Raw genomic sequence first — 26,382 nt, 5'->3', positions numbered from 1 at the left:
TCACACCCCCGATACCTAGCGAGTACTAGGCATTGGGACCATCATCAACGTCACGCGACGACGGACGGACGCGCCGCCACGCCTTCCGACGGCGGCCCGGCGCGCCGGGCCGACCCTCCGCGGCACCCCCACGCCACCTCCCATCTCCTCGGCACCTCCGTGAAAGGAGGGCTGGCATGACGCCGATGTCATCAAGCCCCTCGGTCGACCGCGCGCCCCGCGCCGACACGGACGGACGGTGGACTCCCCGCCTCGTCCTGCTGCTCATCGCCCTCGCCTGGCCGACCCAACTGCTCGCCGCGGGCGGCATTCTCGGCGCCAATGCCACGGCAGGGGTCGCGCAGGCGTTCCACACCACGCAGGTCGCCTGGTTCGGCCTGACGCTCACTCTGGTGTCCACGCTGCTCACCCCGTTCGTCATCAAGTTCGGCGATCTGTACGGCAAGAAGCGCGTCATGCTCGCGATGACCGCCCTGGGCGCTCTCGGCGAGGCGCTTGCCGCGCTGGCCGGCAGCTTCTGGCTCGTCCTCGTGGGCCGGGCGATCGCCGGGTTCTACGGGCCGTTCGGCGCGCTGTCGTTCGCCGCGATACGGGACGTCTTCCCGCCCCGGCTCGTCAAGCAGGCCAGCGGGCTCATGGGCAGCAGCGTCGGCCTGGTGGGGCTCGGCTCCCCGTTCCTCGCGGGCTGGCTGGTCGACAACTGGGGCTACCGGGGAGCCCTTTGGTTCCTCGCCGCCGCGACCGCCGTCGCCTTCGCCCTCGTCGCGCTGCTGGTTCCGGAGACACCGCGGCACGCCTTCGAGTCCGGCTTCGACTGGCTGGGCGGGCTCACGCTCGGCGGCGGCCTGACGGCCGTGGTGTACGCCGTCGGCCAGGGGCAGAGCTGGGGCTGGTCCGATCCGCGGACCCTCGGCTGGTTGGGTGCGGGCGTCGCCGCGCTGATCGGCTTCGTGTTCGTGGAGCGCGCCAGCGCCCACCCGATCCTCGACCTGGGGGTGCTGCGCCGCCGCCCTGTGGCTCTGGCGCTCACCGCGGGCGGCCTCGCCCAGACGGTCGCCTTCACCATGCCGAGCATCGCCATCCTGCTCGCCCTCTACCCCCATATCCCCGGCGTCTCCGCGGGACTCGGCTGGACGGCCCACCACAACGCGGTCGTCAGCGTGAGCTGGAACCTGGTCATGTTCGGCACGGGGCTGCTCATCAGCCGTGCGCTGCGCAGCTTCGACGTCCGGAGAGTGTGGTGCGCGGGCCTGGCCGTGATGGCGATCGGCTACACCCTGGTCGGCTTCCACCACGGCAACGAACTGGAACTCATCCTCACGTCCTGCGTCGCCAACGTCGGCGCCGGCGTCGTGGTGGCCGGAGCACCCGCGCTGGTGGTCGGCGTCGTCTCCCGTGAGGAACAGGGCCTGGGCAGCGGCATGCTCAACATGCTGATCAGCCTGTTCGGCACCATCCTCACCGCCGGCGCCTACGCCGTCCTCGCCTCGGACAGCACCGTCGTCAAGGGCACTGCCTTCTACCAGGACACCGGCTACTCCTGGATCTTCTGGCTCGGCGCCCTGGTCACCCTGGCGGCCCTCCTGCTGTCCCTGTTCATCCCGCCGCTGCGCGATCCGGAGAACGAAGAGCCACTGCCCGCCGGACAGTTGGCCTGACGGCGCGCTCCCTCAGCACAACTCGACGCCCCCTCCCCTCTTGCCTGTTCTATGTCATACACCTTAAGTTACTGACAGGTAGCCAAGGCAGCCCACCGCCGGACGGTGGGGCCCGTCGTCGTCAGAGGTGGGGTGGGTGGACTGGTGAGCCCTCGCAAGAGTGACAGTCGGGACCGGATGGTCCTCAGTGCCGCCGCGCTGCTGCGCGAGTACGGGGCGAGCGCGACCAGCGTCGACAGGGTCCTCGCCCACAGCGGGGCGCCGCGCGGCTCGGTGTACTACCACTTCCCCGGCGGGCGGGCGCAGCTCATCGACGAGGCGGTGGCCCTGGCCGGGGACTTCATCGCCGGGCTCATCGACTCGGCGATGCAGGCCGATGACCCCGTGGAGGCCGTCGACGCGTTCTTCGTGCTGTGGCGCGAGCGGCTCGTGGAGAGCGGCTTCCGGGCCGGCTGTCCGATCGTCGCGGTGGCCGTCGAGACGAATGACGACGCGCCGCAGCTCGCCCGCTCCGCCGCCGCCGTCTTCGCCCGCTGGCAGGAGGCCCTCGCGGGACTTCTCGTCCGGCACGGCCTGACCGAGGAACGCAGCCGCAGGCTGGGCGCCTTCATCATCGCCGCGGTCGAGGGCGCGGTCATCATGTGCCGGGCCGAGCAGAGCACCGCCCCGATCGAGGCGGCCGCTGCCGAGATCCACGATCTCCTCCTGTACGCCCTGCGCGAGCGCCCCGGCACCTGACCCTCGTAACCCTCCAGCCGCATCCCTTGCACACCTCTGCACACCTCGAAGGAGTCGCCATGACCGCCACGCCCGCCACACCCACGCTCGACCGCCACGACAACGTCTTCGTCCTCGACCTCGGAGACGGCGAGAACCGCTTCCACCCCGACTGGCTCACCGCCGTCGGCGCCGCGCTCGACGAGGTGGAGAAGGCGGAGGGCCCGCGCGCCCTGGTCACGACCGCCACCGGCAAGTTCTACTCCAACGGGCTCGACCTGGAATGGGTGTTGGCCCACGCCGACCAGCACGAGAACTACGTCGTCACCGTCCACGAGCTGTTCGCGCGGATGTTGTCGCTGCCGGTCATCACGGTGGCCGCGCTACAGGGACACACCTTCGCCGCCGGCGCCATGTTCTCCCTCGCGCACGACTTCCGCGTGATGCGCGCCGACCGCGGCTTCTGGTGTCTGCCCGAGGCGGACATCAACATCCCCTTCACGCCCGGCATGGCCGCCCTGATCCAGTCCCGCCTCGCCCCGCAGGCCGCGCACGAGGCGATGCTCACCGCCCGCCGCTACGGCGGCACCGACGCCGCGGCCGCCGGCATCGTCGACCAGGCGGTCGCCGAGGACGCCGTGCGCTCCACCGCGATCGAACTCGCCCAGGCACAGGTGGCCAAGGCCGGCGACACCCTCGGCACCATCAAGGCCCGCATGTACGCCCCGGCCCTGGCCACCCTGCACGACACCACCAACCCGCTCGGCTGACCTGGTCTCAACTCTCCTCGTCCGCCACCCAGTTCCCGTGGAACCCCACCGGAACCCGCACCGGCAGATGCACCCGTGCGACGGGCCCGCCGCTCAGGTCCTGGGCGGCGAGGACCACCAGGTCCGTGGCGCCCCGCTCGGGGTCGAAGACGTACGACAGGATCCACCCGTCGTCCTCCGCGTCGCTGTCCGCCGACGGCACGAACACGCCCTCGCCGACGTCCCCGCCCTGGTGGAAGCGGTGCACCTCGGTGCCGCCCCGCTCCAGATCGAACTTGACGAGCCCGACGCCGACTTGGGAGAGCTCGGGCGCCGGTGAGGTGGGAGACAGGAGGTGCCGGCGGGCCCGGTCCGCCGCATATCCGTCGACGGGTTCGAGGACCCCGTAGCCGTACCGGTGCACTCCGGTCTCGCGCCGCGGGTCGACCCGCGGGAACTCCACGGCCCGCTCGTCGATGCCGTCCTCGCGCACCGTTCCGGCGGCGAGGTCGACGGTCCACCGGACGAGTCGCGGCGGCGTCTCGTCGGGCCCGCGGCTGTCCCGCCCCGCGAACAGCCGGTCGTAGCGCACCAGATGGACGGTGATGAGCCCGTCCCCGTCCTCGTACGCGTTCATGGGGTGGAAGACGAAGCACGGCTCGACCTCCAGCCAGCGCACGTCCTCGGCGCGCCCCTCGCGCGGCAGCACGCCGAGGCGCGGCTTGCGCTCCGGGTCCCAGATGTAGGGCAGGGACGAGGGCGACGTGGCCACGTCCGGGTTGAAGACGACGGGCAGGTCGTACAGCAGCACATACGAGGCGGTGAGCGAGAAGTCGTGCATCATCGGCCGCCCGTCGACGGGGATGTCGACCCTGCGCCGCACCCGCCCGTCGGTCCCGACCACCAGGTACTGCACATACGGATACGCCCAGCAGTACGCCACCGCGTGCAGCTCGCCGCTGACCGGGTCGACCGTGGTGTGCGCGGCGAGCCCGCCCGGCAGCGTGCCCTGGAAGTCGTACGGGCCAAGGGTGTTGAGGTCGCCGTCCAGCTCGTACGGCAGCGCGCCACCCTCGACGGTGGCGAGGTAGCGGCCGGCGAAGTTCAGGATGTGCGTGTTCGGCGCGAGGTCCATGTCGAGGTGGCGCGGCCCGTGCACCGGCTTGTCCCCGAGCGTCGCGGCCATGGCGTCGTTGCGCACCCACCGGTTCCGGTACCACTCGGCCCGCCCGCCGCGCAGCCGCACCCCGTGCACCATGCCGGGCCCGGTGAACCAGTGGTACGCCGCCGGGTCGTCGACGTTCAGCGGATTGGGCCCGTTGCGCAGATACCTCCCGTCGAGCCCCTCGGGGATCCGCCCGCTCACCGGCAGGTCATAGGCGGTGACCTCCTCGCGCACCGGCGCGAACAGCCCTTGCAGATACGGATTTCCCTGATCGGCCATGACGGCCTCCTCGACGGGTCCGGCAGGGGGTGGCCCAGGACTCCACCCTCCACCGAAAACCGGCCCGGGTCGACCCCCGGCGGGGACGGGCAACTGGGCTGCACGGCAGGTCCGTTGAGCAGACCGGAAGTGTCGCGGGCCCGTCGCCCGCTGCGGAGCATGGCCTCCCCATCGCTCCGACCTCCTGGGAGGCTGTTCCGTGCATTCCTTTGCCCGAAGAGGACTTGCGGGCCTTGCGAGCCTGTTCGTCCTGCTGACCCTCGCATCCGCCGTGCCCGCCTCCGCGGCCCCTCGCTCCTTGACCGTCCCCACCGACAAGGGCCGGGTCGCGGGAGCCACGAAGGACGGGGTCGACCGGTTCCTCGGCATCCCGTACGCGGCTCCGCCCGTCGGCTCCAAGCGCTGGCAGCCGCCCGCGCCCGCGTCCTCGTGGAAGGGGACGCGTTCGGCGACGGCCCCCGGCCCGCGCTGCATGCAGTTCGGCGGTGACACCGGCCGCGGGATGAGCGAGGACTGCCTGTCGCTCAACGTCTACACCCCCTCGAAGCGCACGGACCGTCCGCTGCCGGTGATGTTCTGGATCCACGGCGGCGGATTCTCCCGCGGGTCGGGCGGCGACGAGGACGGCTCGCAGATCGCCGAGGCCAACAACGTCGTGGTCGTCACCGTCAACTACCGCCTTGGTGCGTTCGGTTGGCTCGATCTGCCGGGTCTGAGCAAGCAGGGCGGCGGCAACTACGGCCTGCTCGATCAGGAGGCTGCGTTGCGCTGGACGCAGCGCAACGTCGGCGCCTTCGGCGGCGACGCGAGCCGGGTGACCATCGGCGGCCAGTCGGCCGGCGGTCATTCCGTCTGCGCACTCCTTGCCTCACCTCCGGCCCGCGGCCTGTTCTCCGGCGCGATCATCCAGAGCGGCGGCTGCCCCAGCCTCACGGCCCAGCAGGCCGTCGCGCGAGGGAAGAAGTACGAGACGGCGGCCGGCTGTGCGAACGCGGCGGACAGCGCGACCTGCCTGCGGTCCAAGTCGGCCGATCAACTGCTGGCCTCTGGAGGGGAGTTCGCCGGAGGCGTACTGAGCGGACCACTGCCCGTGTCCGGCGGCCCCGAACTTCCCGTTCCGCCGAGCGAGGCCGTCCGCACGGGCAAGGCCGCGAACGTCCCCCTGCTCATCGGTCACACCCGCGACGAAGTGCGGACCTGGGCGCTGCCGTTCGCGAAGGCGACGAAGGAGCAGTACGAGAAGGCCGTCCGCATCGAGTTCGGCGACCAGGCCGACGCCGTCCTCGCGCACTACCCGTTCAGCAAGTACGGCGACTCGTACACCGGGACGTACGCCTTCGCTGATCTGTGGGGCGACAGCAGCTCGTTCTACGGGCTCGGAGGCTGCCAGTACCACGACCTCGCGGGTCAGGCGGCGAGCCGTCAACCGCGCACGTACTTCTACGAGTTCGACGACCCGCACCCGCCCGTCAAGGGCGGTCTGCCGGCGGGCTTCGACCCGGGTGCCTCGCACGGCGCCGAGATGCCGTACCTGATGCCCGAGGCGGCCTCGAAGCAGCTGTCACCCGGGCAGCAGCAGCTGTCCGACGAGATGGTGCGCTACTGGGGCTCGTTCGTGAAGCACGGAAACCCCGCGGCTCCGGGACAGGCCACCTGGCCTTCGTACCGGGCCGGGAAGTACATGTCGCTGCTGCCCGGTGGTGAGAGCAAGGCCCTCACGTCCGGAGCGTACGCGGCCCAGCACCAGTGTTCCTTCTGGAACTCCATCGACTACGACTGGCTGCCCGTCGATCCGGGCCAACTGGCCGCGCAGGCAGGCGTTTCGCAGTCCTGACCAAGGCAGACGCAACGGGCCCCCTCCGATCGGAGGGGGCCCGTTCCCGTACGTCAGGTACTACTTTCCGGAGCCCTCCAGGTCGAGCACGATCTTCCCGACCGCCGCGCCCGTGCGCAGCCGCTCCACCGCCTCGCCGAGCGCGTCCATCCCGTACCGCTCGTACGGCAGCGACAGCGCGCCCGAGGACAGGTCCGGCAGCAGTCGCAGCACCTCGGGGGCGACCTCCTCGCCGCGCGAGATCATGTTGACGGGCAGCAGGGAGACATCCGCGAGGAAGAAGTCCGCGAGGTCCAGCTTCAGCTCGCGGCCGGCCGTGTAGCCGAGGAGCGCGGCCCGGCCGCGTCCGCGGACCAGGGTGAGGGCGCTCCGCAGGATCTCGCCGCCGACCGTGTCGATCAGCACGTCGACCTTGCCGCCGATCACTTCCTCGGAGAGGTCCGAGGCGAGCAGTGCCTTGGCCACGCCGGGCACGTGCGGGAGCTTCGCCGGGCGGCCGACCGCGCCGATCACCTCGGCGCCGGCGCGCGCGGCGAGCTGCACGGCCATGGCACCGACCGCGCCGGACGCGCCGGTGACCAGCACCCGCTCCCCCGGCCGCACCTGCGCGATGGCGTGGACGGTCGCCCAGGCGGTGCCGACCGGCGAGAAGTAGATGCAGGCGAGGGCGGGGTCGGTGCCCTCGGGCATGGGCTCAAGGGCGGCGTCCGGGACGAGCGCGTGCTCGGCCCAGGCGCCGTCGCGGCTGAGTCCGAGGCCTTCGCCGCGCAGCCGGACCAGGGCGCCCTCGGGGTGCGTGTCCGAGGCGACGACGTGGCCGCTGCCCTGGGTGCCCGGGATGAACGGCAGCTCGGGCAGGATGCCGAACTGTCCGTCGAGGATGTTCATGTCGAGGTGGGCGACGGTGGCCGCCGCCATCCGTACGAGGGTGTGTCCGGGGCGCGGCTCGGGCACGGCCCGCTCCGTGAGGCGCGGCAGGGTGCCGAACTCCTCCAGGAGCAGGGCTCGCGATGTCGTTGCGGTGGTGCTCACGTGCTGTGTTCTCCGTTCGTGTCCCCGTTGATGACCGCGTCCCGCCCCGTTCCCCCACTCACACCTTAGCTCCGTACTTGTGCAGTACACGCACCGCGATCACGCGCAGCACCCGGTCGTAGACGAGCCCCAGCACACCAAGGGTGATGATGCCGACGAAGACCCAGTCGATGCGGCCGTAGTTGCGGGACGTCCAGATCAGGGAGCCGAGGCCCACCTGGGAGGCGACGATCTCCGCGGAGACGATCGTCAGGAAGCTGTTGCCCATGGCCAGGCGGGCGCCCGTGAGGATGTACGGGACGGTGGACGGCAGCACGATCCGCTGGAGGACCTGCCGACGGCTCGCGCCGAGGCTGGCCGCCGCCCGCAGTTTGTTCTCGTTGACGGCCATCACGCCCGCGCTGGTGTTGAGGGTGACGATGAAGACGGCCGTGTAGAAGATCAGGACGATCTTCGAGGATTCGCCGATGCCCAGCCACACCACCGCCAGGGTCACGAAAGCGACCGGCGGGATGAAACGGAAGAACTCGATGTAGGGCTCCAGGAGCTGGCGGACGATCCTGATCTGCCCGATCAGCAGGCCGATCGGGGCGCCCACCAGTACGCCGAGTCCCCAGCCGATCAGGATGCGGCGGCTGGAGGCGATGACCGAGTTGCCGAGGGTGCCGTCGGACGCCAGCTCGCCGGCGGCCGACAGGGTCTGGCTCGGCGAGGCGACAAGCGAGGGGCCGTACTTCATGGCGACGAGCTGCCAGACCCCCAGGCCGACGACGACGGCGAGGACGTACAGGCCGAAGGTGCGCAGTCCTTGTCCGCCCGCCGGGCTGCTGCGGCGCGGGCGGGTACGTGTCGGGGCCGCGGCCTCCGTCGTGGTGATCGTCATGCGCCTTTCGCCTCTCCGTCGAGCTGGTCGTCGAGTCCTTGGTCGCGCATGGCCTTGCGGACCTCTTCTCCGATGTCGTCGCGCAGCTTGTGGCGCAGGCGTACGGCGGCGGGGTCGGACTCGTCGCGGGGGCGCGGCAGGTCGACCGGGTACAGGGACTTGATCGAGGCCGCCGGGCCCGCCGTCATCACGGCGATCCGGTCGGCGAGCAGGATCGCCTCGTCGATGTCGTGCGTGACGAAGACGACGGTGCAGCCGGACGCCCGCCAGATGCGGGCCGTCTCCTGTTGCAGCACCTGCCGGGTCTGCGCGTCGAGCGCGCCGAAGGGTTCGTCCATGAGGACGACGCCGGGTTCGTTGGCGAGCACCCGCGCGATCTGGACGCGCTGGCGCATGCCGCCGCTGAGCTGACCGGGATAGCGGTCGGCGCAGTGGCGCAGGCCGACCAGGCCGAGGAATTCGTCGGCCACCTTGTCCTGTTCGGCGCGGGAACGGCCACGCATACGGGGCCCGAAGGTGACGTTCTGCTTCACCGTCAGCCAGTCGAAGAGGGCCTCGCTGCTCTGGAACACCATGCCGAGTTCGGGGTCGGGCCCGCCGATGGGGGCGCCGTCGGCGGTCAGTGTGCCCTCGCTGACCTGGATGAATCCGGCCATCGCCGACAGCAGCGTGGACTTGCCGCAGCCGCTCGGGCCGAGCAGACAGAGGAATTCACCGGCCGGGATGTCGAGGTCGATGTTCCGCACGGCCTGGAAGTCGCCGAAGGAGATCCCGGCGCCTTCGGCGCGCAGGGCCGCGCCCGTGGACGTGGACGTGGACTTCTCGATCACCTTGGTCATCGGGATTCCTTCGTGTTGTCGGGGAGCCAGCCGCGCTGGACGGCGCCGCGCACGTCGGGGCGGGCCTTGAGCTTGCCGGTGTCGAGGTAGAAGGAGGCCGTGTCGTCGTAGCCCTTCAGGTCCTTCGTGGTGAAGTCGCGGACGGCGAAGTCGATCTCCTTCACCGCGTTCAGGGTCTGGGCGGTGGGGATCTTCGCGGCGTCCTTGGTGGCCTTCGCCGCGGCGTCCGGGTCGCTCTCCGTCTTCTTGGCCGCGTCCGCGAGGGCCGCGGCGACCTTGGCGGCGGTGCCCTTGTGGTCCTTCAGCCAGGGCGAGGTCGACAACAGCCAGTGCTGGTAGCTGAGGCCGTAGTCGCCGGTGGTCTCCAGGATCCGCTCGCCCAGTTCCTTGCCCTTGGCCGGCCAGGGCTCCCACAGGACGTATGCGTCGACGTCGCCCTTCTTGGTGAGGGCCGGGATCTCGGCGGGATCGGAGGTGACGAGGTCGACCGAGCCGGGCTTGATGCCCTTGGATTCGAGGAACCGGGTCGCGGCCAGCTCGGACAGGCCCGGCACCACGGCCATCTTCCGGATCTTGTCGGGCGACTTCACGTGGTCGCCCAGGACGACCTTGAGGTACCGCCCCGAGTTCTCGTACACGAGGAGCGATCTCAGGTCCGGGTTCTGGCCGAGCAGGCCGATGGTGGTGGCGTCGGAGTTCCCGGCCATCTGCACCTGTCCCGCGGAGAGGGCGTCGACGCCTTCCCCGCCCTTGGCGAACTGGACGAGGTCGACGTTGACTCCGTGCTTGGCCCACAGCCCCTCGGCGTCGGCCACGAAGAACGGAGCGTACGAGGCGTCGACACCGACCGCGATACGTATCCGGGGGCCGGCCGCCTTGTCGCCGGAGCCCGCTGCTGCCCCGGTGTCGGTGGTGCCCGCTCCGCACGCGGTCACCGCCAACAGTGCGGCGGTGAGGACTGCGGAACCGGTGATGCGCTGAATCGGGCGGGACACTGTCTGCATGGTCACCTCGGGGTGGACGCTTTTCGGCAGGTCATCGGGGGTGCTGGCTCGCGAGTTGGCGCACGTTACTGTGCGGCGGCGGGCCGGGGCATGCGCGGCGGTCCGCTCAGCGGGACGGCCGGGGAATGGTGTGTCGGCACAGGTCACCGGGCGTACCGGTCGTACCAGCCGCGCAACAGCACCGAGTTGAGGTCGGGTGCGCTCTTGATGAGGTTCTGCTGCCGCAGGAAGTCCGCGATCTTCCGCGAGGAATCGACATCCTTCGAGTTCAGGGCACGGGCCTTGAAGGAGATCTCACCGATCGCCTTCTCCGTTGCCGCCACCGGCAGTTGGGCCTGCTCGTGCGCCGCGAGGGCGCCCGCATGCGGGTCCTTCGTCACCAGCCGGTCGGCCTCGGCGACCACCTTGAAGATCTTTCCGGCGAGCTTCTGGTTCTCCTTCAGCCACTTCTCGTCCGCGAGCAGCCACTGCACGTAGGTGACACCGAAGTCGCCGATGGTGCCTGCGAGATGGCCGCCCGCCGCGACACCCTTGCTCACCCAGGGGTCGAAGAGGATGTAGCCGTCGACGTCACCGCGCTGCAGCATGGTGGGCATCTCCTGCGGTGCGCCCTGCTGGATCTTCACCGAGTCCGGGTCGATGTCGTGGTGGCGCAGGTACTCGTGGGTGGCGTACAGGCCGATGCCCTGGATCGAGGCCATCGTCTTGATCTGTCGCGGCGAGGTGATGCCCTTGCGCAGCACGACCTTCAGGTAGCGGCCCGAGGACTGGAAGGCGCCCAGGGCGCGCAGTCGCGGATTGCTCACCATCTGCGGGAGCGCGGTGGAGTCCGCGTTGGCGGAGATCTGCGCGGTGCCGGCCGTGACCGCCTGCGCTGCGGCGGGGCCGCCCTCCACCTTCGTCAGCCGGACGTCGAGGCCCGCCTTCGCGAACATGCCGCGCTGCGCGGCGAGATACAGCGGGGCGTACGAGGCGTCGACACCGAGGGCGATCCGTACGGTCGGGCTGCTGCCGCCCGCGGTGCCCGCCGAGTCGGTGGTGCCCGCGCCGCAAGCGGTGGCGAGGAGGAGCGCGAGCAAGGTGAGGAGGGCTGCCGCCGGGCGCCCTGCAGTGCGGTGGTTCCGGGACATCGGATACGACCTCCGGGGTCGAAGTGCTGTCGAGGTGGCGGCACGCTGGCAGCCCGCAGGTCCGGCGGAAAGCGCGGTGTCCCGCCTGGCGGACCGACCCGATTGAGGCGGCTCCGGGCCGTTCGTACGCTCCACCGATCTTCAGGGTCGAACGGCAAGGAGCACATATGACCCGCAAGAGCACGACCGAGGACCCGTCCGCGACGCGGCGCGTGGTCATCGCGTCCGTCGCCGGCAACATGATGGAGTGGTACGACTTCTTCCTCTACACCACCGCCGCCGCGCTGGTCCTCGGGCAGGTCTTCTTCCCCTCGGGCGGGCATCCGCTGCTCGGCACCATCGCGGCCCTGGCGGGACACGCGGTGGGGTTCGCCGCCCGGCCCGTCGGGGGCCTGATCTTCGGGCACATCGGTGACCGGCGCGGGCGCAAGGCCGCCCTCATGGGGACGCTCTCGCTGATGGGCGGTGCCACCTTCTGCATGGGGCTGCTGCCCGCGTACTCCACGGCCGGTCTGCTCTCCCCGCTGCTCCTCGTGCTGCTCCGGCTGCTGCAGGGCATGGCGGCCGGCGGCGAGTGGGGCGGCGGCGTGCTCATCATCACCGAGAACGTGCCGGCCGAACGCCGTGGCTTCCTCGCTTCGTTCAGCTCCTGCGGGATGGGCCTGGGCTTCGTCCTGTCGGCGCTGGCACTGTGGATCGCCCAGCAGGTGTCAGGAGACGGCTTCCTCGCCTGGGGCTGGCGACTCCCGTTCCTGGCCAGCGCGGTCATCTTCGTGGTGGGCATCTACATCCGCCGCAACCTCGGCGAGACGGACAGCTTCGAGGCAGACACCACGGACGCGAGGAACACACCTCACTCGCCGCTGCGCGAGGTGCTGCGGCGCCACCCGCGCCAGGTGCTGTTCGCGATGGCACTGCGCTTCGCCGACAGCGGCGCCAGCTACATCTTCATGTCCTTCTCCCTCGTGTACGGGGCACACGTGGGGATCTCGTCGACCGTCCTGCTGTGGGCCGGGATCATCGGGATGCTGGTGGACTCGGCGATGATGGTCGTCTTCGGCCGGCTCTCCGACAAGGTGGGCAGGCGGCCCGTCTATCTGGGCGGGGCCATCGGCATGCTGCTGTGGGCGGCGCCCTTCTTCCTGCTCATGGACACGGGCCAACCGGCCGCGGTGTGGGCGGCGTTCATCGTCGGGCACATCGCCATCGCCGCGATGATCGGGGTGCAGCCCTCGTACTTCTCCGAGCTGTTCAGCACCAGCACCCGCTACTCCGGGATGGCGCTCGGTCACGAGCTGTCGTCGGCGATCGCCGGCGGTCTGTCGCCGGTGGTGGCCACGGCGCTGCTGGCCGCCACGGGACACTTCCTGCCGGTGGCACTGCTCACCATGGGGATGGCCGTCGTCACGTTGGTGGCACTGGTCTTCTTCGCGCACGTGCCCAAGGCGCAGGGTGCCGCGGAGTCCGACGGGCGGGACACCGACCGGGCCGAGGAGGGCGTCGGCACACCTGTTGCCTGATGTTTACACCCCATTCCCTCTATGCAACATGGCGTTGTTGCACTTCAAATGGCTTGTACCGCCATGTGAGGACGTAAGGGGTCTGCTGATGGGGTCGTACGCCGAAGAGGATGTCCTGCTGCCCAATTCCGTACTGGGCAAGGCGCAGCTGCTGCTCGCCGCGTTCGAGTCGGGGGCGGACCGGCTGCGGCTGAGCGAGCTCAGCCGTCGGTCCGGTGTCCCCAAGGCGTCGGCGTACCGCCTCGCCCAGGAGCTGGTGCAGTGGGGGCTCCTCGACCGGCACGGCGAGACGTACGAGCTCGGCATCCGGCTCTTCCACCTGGGGCAGCGGGTGCCCGCCTCCTCGACGCTGCGCTCCGTCGCCCGCCCGCTGATGGCGGACCTGTTCACCCGCAGCCACGCCGCCGTGCACCTCGCGGTCCTGGACGGGACCCATGTCCTGTTCCTGGAGAAGATCGCGGGTGAGGCCAATGTGCTCACCCACTCGCAGGTCGGCGGCCGGCTGCCCGCCTCCTGCACGGCGACCGGTCACCTGCTGCTCGCCCTGGCGCCCGACGGGCCCGAGCAGGTGGCGGCGCTCGCCCGCGGCGGTCTTCCCGTGATGACTCCGCGCACCGTGACGGACCCGAAGGTGCTGATGCGGCGCCTGTCCATGGTGTCCCGTCAGGGGTACGCCCTGGAGGTCGAGGGCGTCAGGACCGGGTACGCCAGCCTGGCGGTGCCGGTGGCGGTGCCCGGGTCTGCGCACGCGGCGCTCTCGATCACGGCGCCGGTGGCGCAGGTGTCGGTGGACCGGCATCTCGCGACGCTGCGGGCCACGGCCGCGAGCATCGAAGGCGGTGTGGCGCGGAAGTCGTCGTACGACATGGACCGCCCGGCGGTCGTACCGAGGCCTGCCGGCGTGCGTACCGCCCGCGCCGCCGTGAGCTGAACACTCGCCGCGGGGCTCCGGTCCGGTCAGTAGAACACCCCGGTGGCCCGCCTCCCCGCCCCCGGTGATCGTGAAGTTCCGCAAAGGCTGCGGACACGTATGGGGAGGAGCCGTGGTGCGAACAGACACGGACCCGACAGCGCTGCGCGTGCTCGACCTGACCGATGAACTCGCCTTCCAGGGCGCCCGGTTGCTCGTAGGGATCGGCGCCGACGTCGTACGGATCGAGCCGGGCACCGACCTCGACCCGGCGGCCCGTACGCACTGGCACGCGGGCAAGCGCTGGACGCCGGTGCGCGGCGCGGCGGAACTCGACGCGCTGGCGGCGGAACTCGACGCGCTGGCGGCGGACGCCGATGTCGTTCTGGAGAGCGGGCCCGTGGCGCGGCTGCGCGGCCTGCGCGAGGACGGTTCCTCGCGGTGGCCGCACGCCGTGCATGTCGTGGTGACACCCTTCGGTCTCACCGGGCCGCGCCGCGACTGGGTCGGCGACGATCTGGTGCTGGCTTCGGCGGGAGGCATGACATGGCTCGGCGGGCGTCCCGACGGCCAGCCCAAGCCACCACCGCGCGAGCAGGCACTGCAGACCGCGGGCGCCCACGCTGCGATCGGGGCGCTGCTCGCCGTCGTGTCAGGCACCCCGCAACTCGTCGATGTCTCCGTGCAGGAGGCCGTCGCGGCCACGCTGGAGACCGGCGCCCTCGCATGGATCCACGCCGGACGTCTCCCCGTACGCAACGGAGGGGTGTACGAGCACGTCGCGCACCGGATCTTCGAGGCGGCGGACGGGTACGTGGCCGGGGGCTACTCCGGCAGCAACCGGATGTGGACGGACCTGCTGGCATGGATGGCGGAGCGGGGCGAGGCCGGTGACCTCGTCGACGAACGCTGGCAGGACGCCGCGTACCGGTGGGAACAGCGCGCGCATGTCGACGAGCTCGTGCAACGGTTCGCGGCCCGTCGGCCGGCCGCCGAACTCGCCGCCGAGGCCCGGGAGCGGGCCCTGCCGTGGGCGGAGGTCGTCCCGGCCGGGCGGCTGCCGGACCACCCGCAACTGCGGGCCCGCGAGTCCCTGGTCACGGTGACCGGCGAGGGCCTGCCGGAGGGCGGCGTCGAGGACGTCGGCTTTCCGTGGGCGGCGCTCCCCCGGCCGGTCGCTCTGCCCGCGCTCCACGAGGTGGGTGATCCGCTGTGGCACCGTGACACGCCCGTCCCGGTACGTGGCCGCGTACGGCCCAAGTCCCGGGCCCTGGAAGGGATTCGCGTCCTCGATCTGACCTGGGTGCTGGCCGGTCCGTACGTGACCAAGCAGTTCGGGGAGCACGGCGCCGACATCGTCAAGGTCGAGTCGCGGCACCGCCAGGACCCCACGCGCTTCGCGCCCTCGATGCACCTGCGGCCCGGCTCCGACCCGGATGACAGCGGCTACTTCCTCAACTTCAACCGCAACAAGCGCAGCGTCGCCCTGAACCTGCGGACCGACGAGGGCCGGCGGCTGCTGCGCGAGATGGTGCCGCACTGCGATGTCGTCGTGGAGAACTTCAGCCCGGGCGTTCTCGCGCGCTGGGGCATGGACTACGCGTCGCTGCGCGAGCTGAACCCGGACGTGATCCTCGTGTCGATGGCGGGGGTCGGACAGACCGGGCCCTGGCGCAACGCCGTGACGTTCGCCGACACGCTCGCCGCGATGTCGGGCCTGTCCAGCGAGACACGTGACCCGGACGGCCCGCCGCAGGGACTGACCTTCGGCCTCGGCGACATGATCGCGGCCAACTCCGCGGTGCTCGCCGCGCTCGACCTCCTGGCACGTGGGCGGGGTGGGCATGTCGACCTGTCCCAACTGGAGGCGATGGCCGCGACGATGGGGCCGGCCGCCCTGGAAGGCGTCCTGGGTGACGATGTGCCGGACCCGCGGACCGCCGAGTTCCCGAACCGGTCACCGCGCGCCGTGCCGCACGGGGTGTATCCGGCGGCGGGGGACGACCGGTGGGTGGCAGTGTCGGTGACGGACGAAGCGCAGTGGCAGGCTCTTACGCGGGTCGTCGAACTCCCCTGCGCAGAGGGTGACTTGACGACCCGCAGGCGGAACGAGGACGAGATCGACGCCGCCCTCGCCGCCTGGACGCGTACGCAGGACGCGCACAAACTGGCCGAGCTGCTCCAGGCCGAGGGCGTCGCGGCGGCGGTCGTGGCGACCGGTCAGGATCTCGTCGAGGCCGACGAGCAGCTCGCCGCGCGCGGCTTCTACCCCGTGCTCGACCATCCGCTGACCGGACCGGTCCCGCACGAGGGGATCGTGCCCCGACTGGCCGCGACACCCGGCGAACTGAACCGGCCCGCACCCCTGCTCGGCCAGCACACCCACGAGGTACTGCGAGAGCTGCTGCACCTGACCGACGAACAACTGGCGGCGCTGACCGCCGAGGGAGTGACCGAATGAGCGAGGCCGAGACGACTGCGCAGACAACTGCCGAGCCGGCCCAGGAGAACGTCACCGCCCCGCCCTCCGTACTCCACGTGACACGCGACGGCGCCGTCGCCACGATCCGCGTCGACCGACCCAAGGCGAACGCCGTGAACCCGGCGATGATCGAGGAGTTCCTCACGGTCCTGGAGCCGCTCGCCGCCGCCCCGGAGGTGCGCTGCATCGTCATCACCGGTACCGGGCGGTTCTTCATCGCGGGCGCCGACATCGCCGTCATGCGGGACCTGTCGGCCGACAACCAGGCGAAGATGCGCCGCTGGATCGATGTGCAGCGGCTGATCGAGCGGGCGCCCAAGCCGGTCGTCGCGGCGATGAACGGCCACGCGCTGGGCGGCGGAGCCGAGTTGTCGCTCGCCTGCGATCTGCGGATCCTGTCGGCCGGGGCCACGTTCGGCTTCCCGGAGATGCGGCTCGGCCTCTTCCCGGGGGCCGGTGGCAGCCAGCGGCTCCCCCGGCTCGTCGGCCCCCACCTGGCGAAGCGGCTGATGATCGAGGCGGAGGGGCTGACGCCGCAACGGGCGCTGGAGCTCGGGCTCGTCGATGTCGTGGTGGAACAGGCGGAGTTCGACGCGGTGGTCGCCGAGCGGGCCCGCCGCCTCGCCGCGCAGCCCACGGCCGCCATCGCCCTGCTCAAGCGGGTCGTCGACGAGGGACACGGGCTGCCCGTAGAGGAGGCCTTGCGGCACGAGGAGAAGGGCGTCGCCGTCCTGACCGGGACCGCCGACGCGGCGGAGGGGTTGCAGGCGTTCCTCGAGAAGCGGGACCCGGTGTTCACGGGCCGGTGACGAACACACCGACGCGGGCGGTCCGTTCACCGGACTGCCCGTGTTGGTGTGTCCCGGACCGTTCCGCATCCTCGGCGGATGACCTCCACGCAACACACCAAGGAAGCACCACAGGACGGGCCCGTGCTCGTCACCGGCGGAACCAGCGGGATCGGCCTCGCGGTCGCCGAGGCGGTGGCCCGCACCGGGCGCCCTGTAGTGGTCACGGGCCGTTCCGCGGAACGCTGCCACGCGGCGGCCGACCAACTTCAACGCCATTCTGGCGCGAGGCAGTTGGCGCTCCAGGCGGACACCACGAACGCCGACGAGCTCGCCGGTGCCGTACGCCATGCAGAGGACCGATGGGGCCCGGTCACCGGCCTCGTGACCGCCGCCGGCCGCCTCGCCCGGGGCTCGCTGCTCACCCTCACACCCGACGACTTCCGCGCCGCCCTCGACACCAACGTGCTCGGCACCTGGCTGGCGATCCGTGCCGTGCTGCCCGGCATGCTCGACGCGGGCTTCGGGCGCATCGTCACCATCGGCTCCGTGCTCGGCTCGACCGGCGCCCCCGAGCGGTCCGGCTACGCCGCCACCAAGGGCGCCGTCGCCGCGCTCACCAGGTCGGCGGCCCTGGAACTCGCCGGCAGCGGCGTGACCGCGAACTGCGTCGCCCCCGGCCCCGTCCCCACCCCCATGAACGAGGACGACGCCCGGACCGACGCCGCTGCGCAGGCCGCCTTCACCTCCAAAGTGCCGCTCGGCCGCTGGGGCCGGCCCGAGGAGGTCGCGCACGCGGTGCTGCCACTGCTGGCGGCCGGCTCGTCCTTCACCACGGGCGCCGTGCTGCACGTCGATGGCGGCTACACCGCCCAGTGACTCCCCGGAGGGGCGTGCTCATACCTGCGCTGACCCTCCGTCTCAGACCTGCGCCTGCCCTCCGTCGACGAACCAGTCGGCGCCGTTGACGAAGCTGGAGGCGTCGGAGGCCAGGAACGTCGCGACCGAGGCGATCTCGTCCGGGCGGCCGATCCTGCCGAGCGGCACCCCCGAGGCGAGCTGGTGGTCCGGTCCCACCGCGCCGATCAGGCCCGGGGTCTCGGTCGGGCCGGGGCTCAGCGCGTTCACCCGGAACTTCCGTTCCTGCGCGCTGAGCGCCCAGCTGCGCACCAGGTTGCGCACCGCCGCCTTCGACGCGCCGTAGACCTCCAGGCCCGTCTCGGGGCGGACGGTGCTGCTCGATCCCGTCACCACGATCGAGGCGCCTTCCGACAGCAGGGGCAACGCCTTCTGCACGGTGAAGATCGTGCCCTTCACGTTCGTGCCGAAGGTGGCGTCGATGGCTTCCTCCGTGATCTCGCCGAGTCGCTCGGGGACGGCGCCGCCTGCGTTGGCGACGAGCACGTCGATACGGCCCGCCTTCTCGCGCACGACCGAGTAGAGCTCATCGAGGTCCGCCTGTATCGAGACGTCCGCCCGCACACCGGTGGCCGCGGGACCGATCTCGGCGACGGCCGCGTCGAGCGGCTCCTGACGACGGCCGGCCAGGAACACGCGTGCCCCCTCCGCGGCGAACCGCTTGGCGATGGCAAGCCCGATGCCGCTGTTGGCCCCGGTGACCACCGCCACCTTGCCTGCGAGTACTTCAGTCATCACACACACCCACCCATCAGTTCTTGACTGGTTCGTCCAGAACGCTAGCCGTTATGGACGACCCGGTCAAGAATGGCTAGTCTGTACCCATGGCACGACCCAGGAAGTTCGACGAGCAGCAGGTACTGGACGCCGCCCGGGAGCGGTTCTGGTCGGGCGGGTACGCCGCCACACGCATGGAGGACATCGCGGAGGCGACCGGGCTCGGCAAGGGCAGCCTGTACGGCGCGTTCGGCGGAAAGCAGGAACTGTTCCACCGCGTGTTCGACGACTACTGCGGCTCCGTCGTCGAGTCCGTGAGCCGGCAGCTGAGCGGCGACGACGCGGACGCCTACGCGCGGCTTTCCGCCCACGTGTACGCGGTGGCGGCGTCGACCGCCGCGGACACCGCCCACCGCGGCTGCCTGTTGGCCAAGGGCGCCGCCGAACTGGCCGAGCACGACCAGAAGGTGGCCGAGCGGGCCCGCGCGGCCATAGAGGCGCTGCGAGCGCTGCTCCAGGACGACATCGCCGCCTGTCAGCGCCATGGTGACATCGCCGCGGACGCAGATCCGGGAGAGCTGGCCGCGCTCGTGCTGGCCGTACTGCGCGGCATCGAAGCGCTGGGCAAGGCCGGAGCGAGCGAGGAGACACTGACCAGCGTGGCCCGGACGGCCCTCGCCGTACTGCCCCGGCCCGCTCCCTGAGATTCCCCGCTGCTTGTACGTGCTTGCGTACCCGTGCGTCGCCCAGCGGGAGGGGTTCGCTGAGCGGACCGTGACGCTGGGCCAACGCCCTGCACGGTGATGGGCTCGACTCCGTACCCCCGCATTCGTACGGAAGGACTCGCATGTCACCAGCACCGGAGAGCCACTACGCGGACGGCGCGGGAATCCGCTACCACTACCACGACCTGGGTTCCGGGCCCGACACCGTGTTCCTGCACGGCGGCGGCCCGGGCTGCACCGCGTGGAGCGACTTCGGGCCCGTGGCGCCCCTGTTCGCGGCCGACCGGCGCTGTCTGCTCGTCGACATCCACCAGTACGGCAAGTCGGAGAAGTCCCGTATCGAGGGCCCGATGTGGGACCACCACGCGGCGAAGACGGTCGGCCTGCTCGACACGCTCGGCGTGGACCGCGCCGACTTCGTGTGCAACTCGTGGGGCGGCACCATCGCGCTCAACCTCGCCGCCAAGTACCCCGACCGCGTACGGTCGTTGGTCATCACCGGCAGCATGCCCGTGTTCTACGGGCCGCTCGCCCCGCTCCCCGAGAACGGTCACCGGGGCCGAACGGCCCGCGACGTCTACTACGGCGGCGAGGGCCCGACCCGCGAGAAGATGCGGCAGCTCATCACGAAGCTGGAGTGGTACGACGGCGCGAAGCTCCCCGAGGAGACGCTGACGCTGCGCTACGAGCAGAGCCTCGACCAGGAGGAGCGCGCGCTCGCCGCGATGTCGGACTCGCCGCGCGGCGACTGGCAGGACCTCACCGAGGAGCTGGGCCGGGTGCAGGCCCCGGCGCTGTTCATGTGGGGCATGCAGGACGCGTTCCTCACCCCGGACTACCCGCTGATGCTGGCCCGCATGGTGCCGAACGGGAACCTCCACGTGATGGACCACGCCTCCCACCACCTCCAGGAGGAGCGGCCCGAGGCGTACCACTCGGTGGTCGGCGGCTTCCTCGACTCCCTCAACTGACTTACCCTCAACTTCCTTACGGAGTACCGAACATGTCCATCTGGACCGAGATCAGCCCTACCCCCTTCCGCGTCGAGTACGTCGACGCCGCCGGAGTCCCCACCCGCACCCTGCGCGCCGGCGACCCGAACGCCCAGGCCGTCATCTTCCTGCACGGCACCAGCGGCCACCTCGAGGCCTTCGCGCGCAACATCACCGCGCACGCCGCCTACGACCTGCACGCCATCGACATGCTCGGCCACGGCTACACCGGCAAGCCCGACAGGCCGTACGAGATCGCCGACTACGTGACCCACCTGATCGACTACCTGGACGCCGTCGGCGTCGACAGCGTCCACATCGTCGGCGAGTCCCTCGGAGGCTGGGTCGGCGCCCGCGCCGCCATCGAGTACCCCGAGCGGGTGCGCAGCCTCCAACTCCTGTGCTCCGGCGGCACGGTGGCCAACCCGGAGGTCATGGAGCGGCTGAAGACCAGCACCAGGAACGCCGTCACCTCCGACGACATCGAGCCGACCCGCAAGCGGATGCAGCTGCTCATGGCCGACGACGCCTCGGCCACCGAGGAACTCGTCGAGGTGCGGCACGCGATCTACCACACGCCGGAGTTCGTCGCCGGCGTCGGAAACCTCCTCAACCTCCAGGAGATGGAGGTCCGCCTGCGCAACCTGCTGACCCCCGAGCAGCAGGCGCGGATCACTCAGCCGACGCTGGTGGTGTGGGGCCGCAAGAACCCGTTCGGCGACGTGCCCGAGGCGAAGGCGCTGCACGAGGGCATCCCCGGTTCGCGGCTTGAGCTGTTCGAGGACTGCGGGCACTGGCCGCAGCACGAGAAGGCCGAGCTCTACAACGCCCTCAGCCTCGAGTTCATCGGCAAGGCGGCCGGCTGATGAGGGCCGTCCGGTTCCACGAGTGGGGCGCGGCTCCGGTCCTCGACGAGGTGCCCGAGCCGGTCCGCGCGCCGGGAGAGGTCCTCGTCGAGGTGACGGCGGGCGGTGTCTCGCACCTCGACGCGACGGTCGCCTCCGGCGATTTCGAGCTGAAGCCGTCCCTGCCGTACATCGGCGGGGTCGAGGGCGCGGGCACGGTCCTGGAGGCAGACGCCGACTCCGACCTCACGCCGGGCGACCAGGTCGTGCTGCGCGGCGGCGGCCTCGGCCTGCTCCGCGACGGCACATGGACCGAGCGGGTCAGCGTCAAGCGCAAGGCGGTCACGCCGCTCGCGGCCCCGCTCGACCCGGGGGTGGCGGCGAGCTTCTTCATCCCCGCGACGACGGCGTATGTGGCGCTGCACGACGTCGGCCGGATCGAGAAGGGCGAGGACGTCGTCGTGGTGGGTGCCGCGGGCGCGGTCGGCGCGATGGTGGCGCAGCAGGCGCTGGCCGCGGGCGCGACGGTGACCGGCGTGGTCGGCCGCGAGGACCAGCTGGCCGACGTGCCGAAGGGCGTGGCGGCCGTGACGCTGGGGGACGCCGAAGCCCTCGCCGAGGACCGCTCGGCCTCCCTGCTCGTCGACACACTCGGCGGGGCGGGCCTGGTGGGACGCAGCCGGTGGGTGCGGCAGGGCGGACGCGCGGTGGTCATCGGCTACGTGGCCGGGCCGCACGTCGAACTCGACCTGCCGAGCTGGCTCCTCGACGAGGTCGCCCTGCTCCCGGTCAACATGATCCGCCAGGAACGCCGAGCTCGCGAGGTCTCCGCCGACCTGGCCCGGCGACTGTCGGAGGATGAACTGACGCTGGCGGTGGAGGAGTTCGGCCTGGCGGACGCTCCAGCGGCCCTGGACGCGCTGCGGGCCGGCCGGGTCCGCGGCAGGGCGGTACTGCTACCCGGCTGAGGGCGCTCCCCCGCGTCCCTGAAGGCGTGTGGCTTCGTCGCTGCCTTCAGGGACGCGGAGCTGTGTCCATGTGCGGCTCCGCCGCGTGGACGCGCCCGGTCAGCGGGCTCAGCGCACGTCCACGCAGTCACCGGTGGCGGTGACCGGCGGCGTGGTGGAGGTGCCCTCGAACTTGTAGCGGTAGCAGCGGTCGGTGGTGGCGGTGCGCGTCTGCTTCTCGACACCCGCCAGGCTGCCGGTGCCGGTGCTGTGACTGCTGGTGGTGGCGTACGAGCCGGTCAGCGAACGCTCCTGGAGGCGGACGGTCTGCTGGGTGTAGCCCGCGTACTTGTGGGTGTCCCAGTTGGCGCGCTCCAGCTTGCCCGTGATCGTGATCGTCTTGCCCTTGGCGACGGGCTCGGGGGCCGCGTTGTTGCTCAGCCGGGACCAGCGCTTGAGGTACCAGGTCTTGGCGTTCTCGGTGCTCACGTCGGTGGTCGCCTCGGTGATCGCATGGAGCTCGATCTTCCAGGCTCCGGCATCCGCGTTCGTCAGGACGCGCTGAGGGTCGATCTTGAAGGTGGCCGTGCAGTTGAACGTGCCGGCGCCGGACGCGACGCAGGGGTCGGTGTCCGCCTCGAACTGCTCGGAGAGAATGAACTGCTTCAGTCCGCTGTCCTGGTCGGTGCCACGCCAGATCGACGCGTTGCTGCCGTAGAGCGTCGACCCGCCGGTGACCTTCCACTTCACGGTGATCGTCTGCGTGTTCGTCGTCCCCACGCGGGCGCTGTTGCCGCCGTCGACGGTGACACCGGAGACGACGGTGGCGTCGGCGGTGCCATCGGCCAGGGTCCTTGCCTTGGGCGCGGCGGCCTTCGCCGCCGACGCGTCGGCAATCGCGGCCTTGTTCTGCTCCAGCGCCTCGGCCGCGCCGCTCCCGCCCGCCGTCGCGGACGGTGTGACGAGCAGGCCGACGGCGACACCGGAGGCGGCCAGGGCGCCGACGCCCAGGATCACCTTCTTGCCGGACGTCAGCTTCTTGCGGGAGTGCTGGGACATGAGAAGGGCTCCGTTATCGACAATCGAGGGGCGGATCCAGGTCGTGGACGGACGGACCCACATCACGCACGACCACAGCGGCCGCACAGTCTTGATCGTCGAGGACGCGAAAGGGTTGTACTCGCGCGACAGTTGAGGCCTGTGAGGCGCATCACCCGGCGCTGTCGTGTCGCCCAGGGGTTGTGTCACGGGGCATGGGGTCCACCGAACCGATCCCACGTCCCACCAGTGACACCCCGCTCCCGCAACACGGACTTCCGCACCTTCCCCGTCTCCGTGAGCGGCAACTCCCCCACCACGTCGACGTACCGCGGCACCGCGAACCCGGGCAGCTCCGCCGCACAGTGCCGCGCGACCTCCGCCGGGTCGAGCGAGCGCCCCGCGCCCGGCACCACCGCCACCATCACCTCGTCCTCCGCGAGATCGGACGGAACCGGAAACGCGGCGGCCTCCGCGATATCGGGATGGGCGCACAACGCGGTCTCCACCTCGTACGAGGAGATGTTCTCGCCGCGCCGCCGGATGCAGTCCTTGACGCGGTCGACGAAACGGAACCAGCCGTCAGCCTCGCGCACCACCCGGTCCCCTGTCCGCCGCCAGCCGCCCGGCTCGGGCGCCGCCTCCCCCAAGTACCCCGTGGCGAAGGCGTGTTCGCAATCGGTACGGACCACGAGCTCACCGGCGGAGCCGTCCGGCACGCACGACAGATCCACATCCACGACCCGCGCCTCGAACCCCTCCCGCACCGTGCCCATGTACCCGGGCCGGCAGTCCTCGGGGCCGGAGCCGATGACGAGGTTGGTCTCGGTGGAGCCGAACCCGTCGACGAGCGCCACACCGAACCGTTCACGGAACACCTCCCACAGCGCACCGGGCGTGCCGGGCCCGAGCCCGCGCCACGCCCGGTGCGCACGGTCGTCGGGCCCCGGCGGCTGGGCGAGCAGCATCGGCACCATGGCGCCGAGCACGTACACACACGTGGCACCGGTCTCGGTGGCCCGCCGCCAGTGGCGCGAGGCGGAGAACCTGCGGTCGACCACCATCGAGGCACCCACGGTCATCGCGTGCGCCAGCGCGTTGAGGGCGTTGGTGTGGAACAGGGGAAGGCACGTGTAGAGGGTGTCGTCGGCGGTCAGGCGCAACGAGTCGGCGACGTTCCGACCCCACCAGACGAACTGGGCATGCGGAGAACGCACACCGCGCGAGGGGCCCGTGGTACCGGAGGTGAACATGACGGCCGCCGTGTCACCGGGGCGCGACGGATACGGGTCGAGCGGCCGCGCGACGCCGGGCACGGGGGCCCGCACCGAACCGGTCACCCACACCTCACCCGCGTGACCCACCTCCTCGACACGTCCGACCAACTCCGGCTCCACGTAGAGGAATTGCGGCTTCGCCTCGTCCAGCGCATGCCGGAGCAGCCGTCCGTGCAGCGCGGTGTTGAGCGGGACGACGACGGCGCCGAGCCAGGCGCAGCCGAGGACCAGGTCGATCAGTTCGACCCGGTTGGACAGCAGCGCGGCGACCCGGTCGCCGGGCCGGCAGCCGCGGGCCGCGAGCGCGCCGGCCATGGTGGCCGCGGCCGTACGTGTCTCGGCATAGGTGCGCCGGGTCCCGTCGACGGTGAGGAAGGTCCGGGCTCCGTGGCGTTCGGCCGCCGCGTCGACGAGGCCGGGGATCGTCATGCGGTTCATGACCGGATGCTGTCCGCCCGCTGTCGAGTGCTCAAGGCCCACGGTTCGCTGACCGGTCCACCGGGGGCCGCGGTCCGTTCACCGGAACAGGTTCATAGGCGGGCGTCGCGCCACGCCGGATGCTCGTGCCGCACACCCACTGAGCAGGAGGCCACGACGACATGACGTCGAGCGAACGATCCCCCGCCGTCCCGAAGACCGCCGCGAAGGACGACGCCGCGAAGGAGCCCGCCAAGGGCGCGGCCAGGGCGCGCCGCGGCGCCGCCGCCGAGAAGATCGGCCGGCAGGACTGGTCGTCCTGGCCCCACTACGACAAGGCGGCGTCCGGCTTCCGCGGCTACTGGTACCCGGTCACCTGGTCGAGCCACATCACCGACGACCCGAAACCGTTCACGCTCTGCGGCGAGAAGATCACGCTGATCCGCGACAGCGGGAAGGTGTACGCGCTGCACAACCGCTGCCCGCACCGCGGCGTGCCGCTGTCCGAGGGCAACCAGCAGTTCCCCGGCACGGTCAGCTGCCCGTACCACGGCTGGACCTTCGACCTGCCGACCGGAAAGCTGTCGGCGGTCATCACCGACGGGCCCGGCTGCCGTCTCACCGGCAAGCTCGGCGTGCGCACGTACGCCGTCGAGGAGCGCCTCGGCATGGTCTGGGTGTACGTCCCGGTCGCCGAGGAGGAGCCGCACCCGATCGACGAGCAACTCCCCGAGGAGCTGGTGTCGAACGCCTTCGTGATGGGCGGCCGCATCGAGCCGCGCGGCGGCAACTGGCGCTTCGCCTGCGAGAACGGTTTCGACGAGGGCCACGCCAAGTACCTTCACCGCACGGCCCTTTGGCGTCTCTTCAAGCCGATGCCGACCTGGAACATCACCCGTATCGTGCCGCAGGGCCGCTGGATCTACCGCGTACAGGACGAGGTGTACTGGGAGGCCGACTTCCCGGGCGTGGGCCGTTGGTCCAACAAGCGGTGGTGGAAGAAGCAGCCGCCGAAGGAGACCTTCAACCTCGGCAACACCGGCAAGACCGACGACGTCGACCCGGTCATCGAGGCCCAGGAGTTCCCCGGCTTCGCGTCCCTGTCGATGCCCGGCGTGCTGCGGATCGCGTACCCGAAGTTCATCCACTACGAGTTCTACGTCCCGGTCGACGAGGACAACCACCGCTACGTCGGTGTGATGGTCAACTTCAAGCAGGGCTGGGAGACGCTCCACTTCTACGCCAAGTACCTCGGCGCCGTCCGCTGGCTGTTCCACGGCGAGTTCTCCGGCCAGGACGCCTGGATGGTCGACGTCACCGACGCGCCCCCGGAGAAGCTCTACCGCCCCGATGTGTCACTGACCTCCTGGCGCAACCTCAGCGAGGACGAGTACGGCAAGAAGCTCGCTGCCGCCGGTGTCACCGAAACCACTACGGAAGAGGAGGCCTGATCATGGCCCGCACCCTGTTCAAGATCCTGCTCGGCGTCGCCGTCGCGGTGGCACTCCCCCGCGCG

At 71.0% G+C, this 26,382-nt stretch carries 23 protein-coding genes; 14 read left to right on the top strand and 9 right to left on the bottom strand.

The annotated features are described in order from the left end of the window. Positions 1 to 176 precede the first annotated feature (176 nt). The 3 genes from ACYSUO_RS06465 to ACYSUO_RS06455 all read left to right on the top strand — a co-directional run bounded on the left by ACYSUO_RS06465 (position 177) and on the right by ACYSUO_RS06455 (position 3,145). A complete protein-coding gene (locus tag ACYSUO_RS06465; RefSeq protein ID WP_461775026.1) occupies positions 177 to 1,658 on the top strand; it encodes an MFS transporter in 1,482 nt (493 codons plus the stop codon). 144 nt (positions 1,659 to 1,802) lie between these two features. Then, positions 1,803 to 2,396 carry a TetR/AcrR family transcriptional regulator gene (locus ACYSUO_RS06460; protein ID WP_461775025.1) on the top strand — a complete coding sequence of 198 codons (594 nt, stop codon included), beginning with the start codon at positions 1,803 to 1,805 and terminating at the stop codon, positions 2,394 to 2,396. A gap of 59 nt (positions 2,397 to 2,455) precedes the next feature. Then, positions 2,456 to 3,145 (top strand): enoyl-CoA hydratase-related protein, encoded by a 690-nt coding sequence (locus tag ACYSUO_RS06455; RefSeq protein ID WP_461775024.1) that lies wholly within the window; start codon positions 2,456 to 2,458, stop codon positions 3,143 to 3,145. 7 nt (positions 3,146 to 3,152) lie between these two features. Here the strand turns inward: ACYSUO_RS06455 and ACYSUO_RS06450 are convergent, their stop codons facing one another. Then, complete coding sequence (locus ACYSUO_RS06450; RefSeq protein WP_461775023.1) at positions 3,153 to 4,568, bottom strand: carotenoid oxygenase family protein; 1,416 nt, start codon at positions 4,566 to 4,568, stop codon at positions 3,153 to 3,155. Positions 4,569 to 4,866: 298 nt separating this feature from the next. On the opposite strand from ACYSUO_RS06450, the gene ACYSUO_RS06445 reads away from it, so the two are divergent. Then, complete coding sequence (locus ACYSUO_RS06445) at positions 4,867 to 6,402, top strand: carboxylesterase/lipase family protein (protein WP_461775022.1); 1,536 nt, start codon at positions 4,867 to 4,869, stop codon at positions 6,400 to 6,402. Positions 6,403 to 6,462: 60 nt separating this feature from the next. Here ACYSUO_RS06445 and ACYSUO_RS06440 read toward each other — a convergent pair whose 3' ends face one another. The 5 genes from ACYSUO_RS06440 to ACYSUO_RS06420 form a co-directional block, all read right to left on the bottom strand. Continuing rightward, on the bottom strand, positions 6,463 to 7,434 hold the full coding sequence (locus ACYSUO_RS06440; protein ID WP_461775021.1) for a quinone oxidoreductase family protein: 972 nt from the start codon (positions 7,432 to 7,434) through the stop codon (positions 6,463 to 6,465). A 58-nt stretch (positions 7,435 to 7,492) separates the two neighbouring features. Next, positions 7,493 to 8,317 (bottom strand): ABC transporter permease, encoded by an 825-nt coding sequence (locus ACYSUO_RS06435; RefSeq protein WP_461775020.1) that lies wholly within the window; start codon positions 8,315 to 8,317, stop codon positions 7,493 to 7,495. After that, entirely contained in the window at positions 8,314 to 9,156 is an 843-nt protein-coding gene (locus tag ACYSUO_RS06430) for an ABC transporter ATP-binding protein (protein WP_461775019.1), read from the bottom strand. The genes ACYSUO_RS06435 and ACYSUO_RS06430 overlap by 4 nt, the downstream gene beginning before the upstream one ends. Beyond that, positions 9,153 to 10,160, bottom strand: a complete 1,008-nt coding sequence (locus ACYSUO_RS06425) for an ABC transporter substrate-binding protein (protein WP_461775018.1) — start codon at positions 10,158 to 10,160, stop codon at positions 9,153 to 9,155. The genes ACYSUO_RS06430 and ACYSUO_RS06425 overlap by 4 nt, the downstream gene beginning before the upstream one ends. A 143-nt stretch (positions 10,161 to 10,303) precedes the next feature. Beyond that, a complete protein-coding gene (locus ACYSUO_RS06420; RefSeq protein ID WP_461775017.1) occupies positions 10,304 to 11,290 on the bottom strand; it encodes an ABC transporter substrate-binding protein in 987 nt (328 codons plus the stop codon). Positions 11,291 to 11,457: 167 nt separating this feature from the next. Here ACYSUO_RS06420 and ACYSUO_RS06415 point away from each other — a divergent pair, with 167 nt between their 5' ends. The 5 genes from ACYSUO_RS06415 to ACYSUO_RS06395 all read left to right on the top strand — a co-directional run bounded on the left by ACYSUO_RS06415 (position 11,458) and on the right by ACYSUO_RS06395 (position 17,869). Further along, positions 11,458 to 12,810 (top strand): MFS transporter, encoded by a 1,353-nt coding sequence (locus tag ACYSUO_RS06415; protein WP_461775016.1) that lies wholly within the window; start codon positions 11,458 to 11,460, stop codon positions 12,808 to 12,810. Positions 12,811 to 12,898: 88 nt separating this feature from the next. Beyond that, a complete protein-coding gene (locus ACYSUO_RS06410; RefSeq protein ID WP_461775015.1) occupies positions 12,899 to 13,741 on the top strand; it encodes an IclR family transcriptional regulator in 843 nt (280 codons plus the stop codon). Between the two features lie 115 nt (positions 13,742 to 13,856). Beyond that, a complete protein-coding gene (locus ACYSUO_RS06405) occupies positions 13,857 to 16,181 on the top strand; it encodes a CaiB/BaiF CoA-transferase family protein (RefSeq protein WP_461775014.1) in 2,325 nt (774 codons plus the stop codon). Then, a complete protein-coding gene (locus tag ACYSUO_RS06400) occupies positions 16,178 to 17,011 on the top strand; it encodes an enoyl-CoA hydratase/isomerase family protein (RefSeq protein WP_461775013.1) in 834 nt (277 codons plus the stop codon). The genes ACYSUO_RS06405 and ACYSUO_RS06400 overlap by 4 nt, the downstream gene beginning before the upstream one ends. Before the next feature lie 78 nt (positions 17,012 to 17,089). Beyond that, positions 17,090 to 17,869, top strand: a complete 780-nt coding sequence (locus ACYSUO_RS06395) for an SDR family NAD(P)-dependent oxidoreductase (protein ID WP_461775012.1) — start codon at positions 17,090 to 17,092, stop codon at positions 17,867 to 17,869. Positions 17,870 to 17,911: 42 nt separating this feature from the next. Here the strand turns inward: ACYSUO_RS06395 and ACYSUO_RS06390 are convergent, their stop codons facing one another. After that, on the bottom strand, positions 17,912 to 18,643 hold the full coding sequence (locus ACYSUO_RS06390) for an SDR family NAD(P)-dependent oxidoreductase (RefSeq protein ID WP_461775011.1): 732 nt from the start codon (positions 18,641 to 18,643) through the stop codon (positions 17,912 to 17,914). 89 nt (positions 18,644 to 18,732) lie between these two features. On the opposite strand from ACYSUO_RS06390, the gene ACYSUO_RS06385 reads away from it, so the two are divergent. From ACYSUO_RS06385 to ACYSUO_RS06370, 4 genes are all read left to right on the top strand, one after another. Next, positions 18,733 to 19,329: a TetR/AcrR family transcriptional regulator gene (locus ACYSUO_RS06385; RefSeq protein WP_461775010.1), complete on the top strand. Its 597-nt coding sequence runs from the start codon at positions 18,733 to 18,735 to the stop codon at positions 19,327 to 19,329. 143 nt (positions 19,330 to 19,472) lie between these two features. Continuing rightward, a complete protein-coding gene (locus ACYSUO_RS06380; protein WP_461775009.1) occupies positions 19,473 to 20,321 on the top strand; it encodes an alpha/beta fold hydrolase in 849 nt (282 codons plus the stop codon). A gap of 32 nt (positions 20,322 to 20,353) precedes the next feature. Next, on the top strand, positions 20,354 to 21,208 hold the full coding sequence (locus ACYSUO_RS06375; RefSeq protein ID WP_461775008.1) for an alpha/beta fold hydrolase: 855 nt from the start codon (positions 20,354 to 20,356) through the stop codon (positions 21,206 to 21,208). After that, a complete protein-coding gene (locus tag ACYSUO_RS06370; protein ID WP_461775007.1) occupies positions 21,208 to 22,155 on the top strand; it encodes a quinone oxidoreductase family protein in 948 nt (315 codons plus the stop codon). Before ACYSUO_RS06375 ends, ACYSUO_RS06370 begins: the two co-directional genes overlap by 1 nt. A gap of 108 nt (positions 22,156 to 22,263) precedes the next feature. Here ACYSUO_RS06370 and ACYSUO_RS06365 read toward each other — a convergent pair whose 3' ends face one another. Together ACYSUO_RS06365 and ACYSUO_RS06360 are read right to left on the bottom strand one after the other, a co-directional pair. Next, positions 22,264 to 23,193, bottom strand: coding sequence for a calcium-binding protein (locus tag ACYSUO_RS06365; protein ID WP_461775006.1), 930 nt, complete (start codon positions 23,191 to 23,193; stop codon positions 22,264 to 22,266). A 185-nt stretch (positions 23,194 to 23,378) separates the two neighbouring features. Next, the gene (locus tag ACYSUO_RS06360; protein WP_461775005.1) at positions 23,379 to 24,887 is read right to left on the bottom strand and encodes an AMP-binding protein; all 1,509 of its coding nucleotides are present in this window, start codon (positions 24,885 to 24,887) and stop codon (positions 23,379 to 23,381) included. Positions 24,888 to 25,048: 161 nt separating this feature from the next. On the opposite strand from ACYSUO_RS06360, the gene ACYSUO_RS06355 reads away from it, so the two are divergent. Beyond that, positions 25,049 to 26,317 carry an aromatic ring-hydroxylating oxygenase subunit alpha gene (locus ACYSUO_RS06355; RefSeq protein WP_461775004.1) on the top strand — a complete coding sequence of 423 codons (1,269 nt, stop codon included), beginning with the start codon at positions 25,049 to 25,051 and terminating at the stop codon, positions 26,315 to 26,317. Positions 26,318 to 26,382: the final 65 nt, after the last annotated feature.

Source organism: Streptomyces sp. UC4497, from assembly GCF_054871485.1.
Note: the sequence above shows the minus strand (reverse complement) of the source record. Positions and strands in the feature narration are given on the sequence as shown.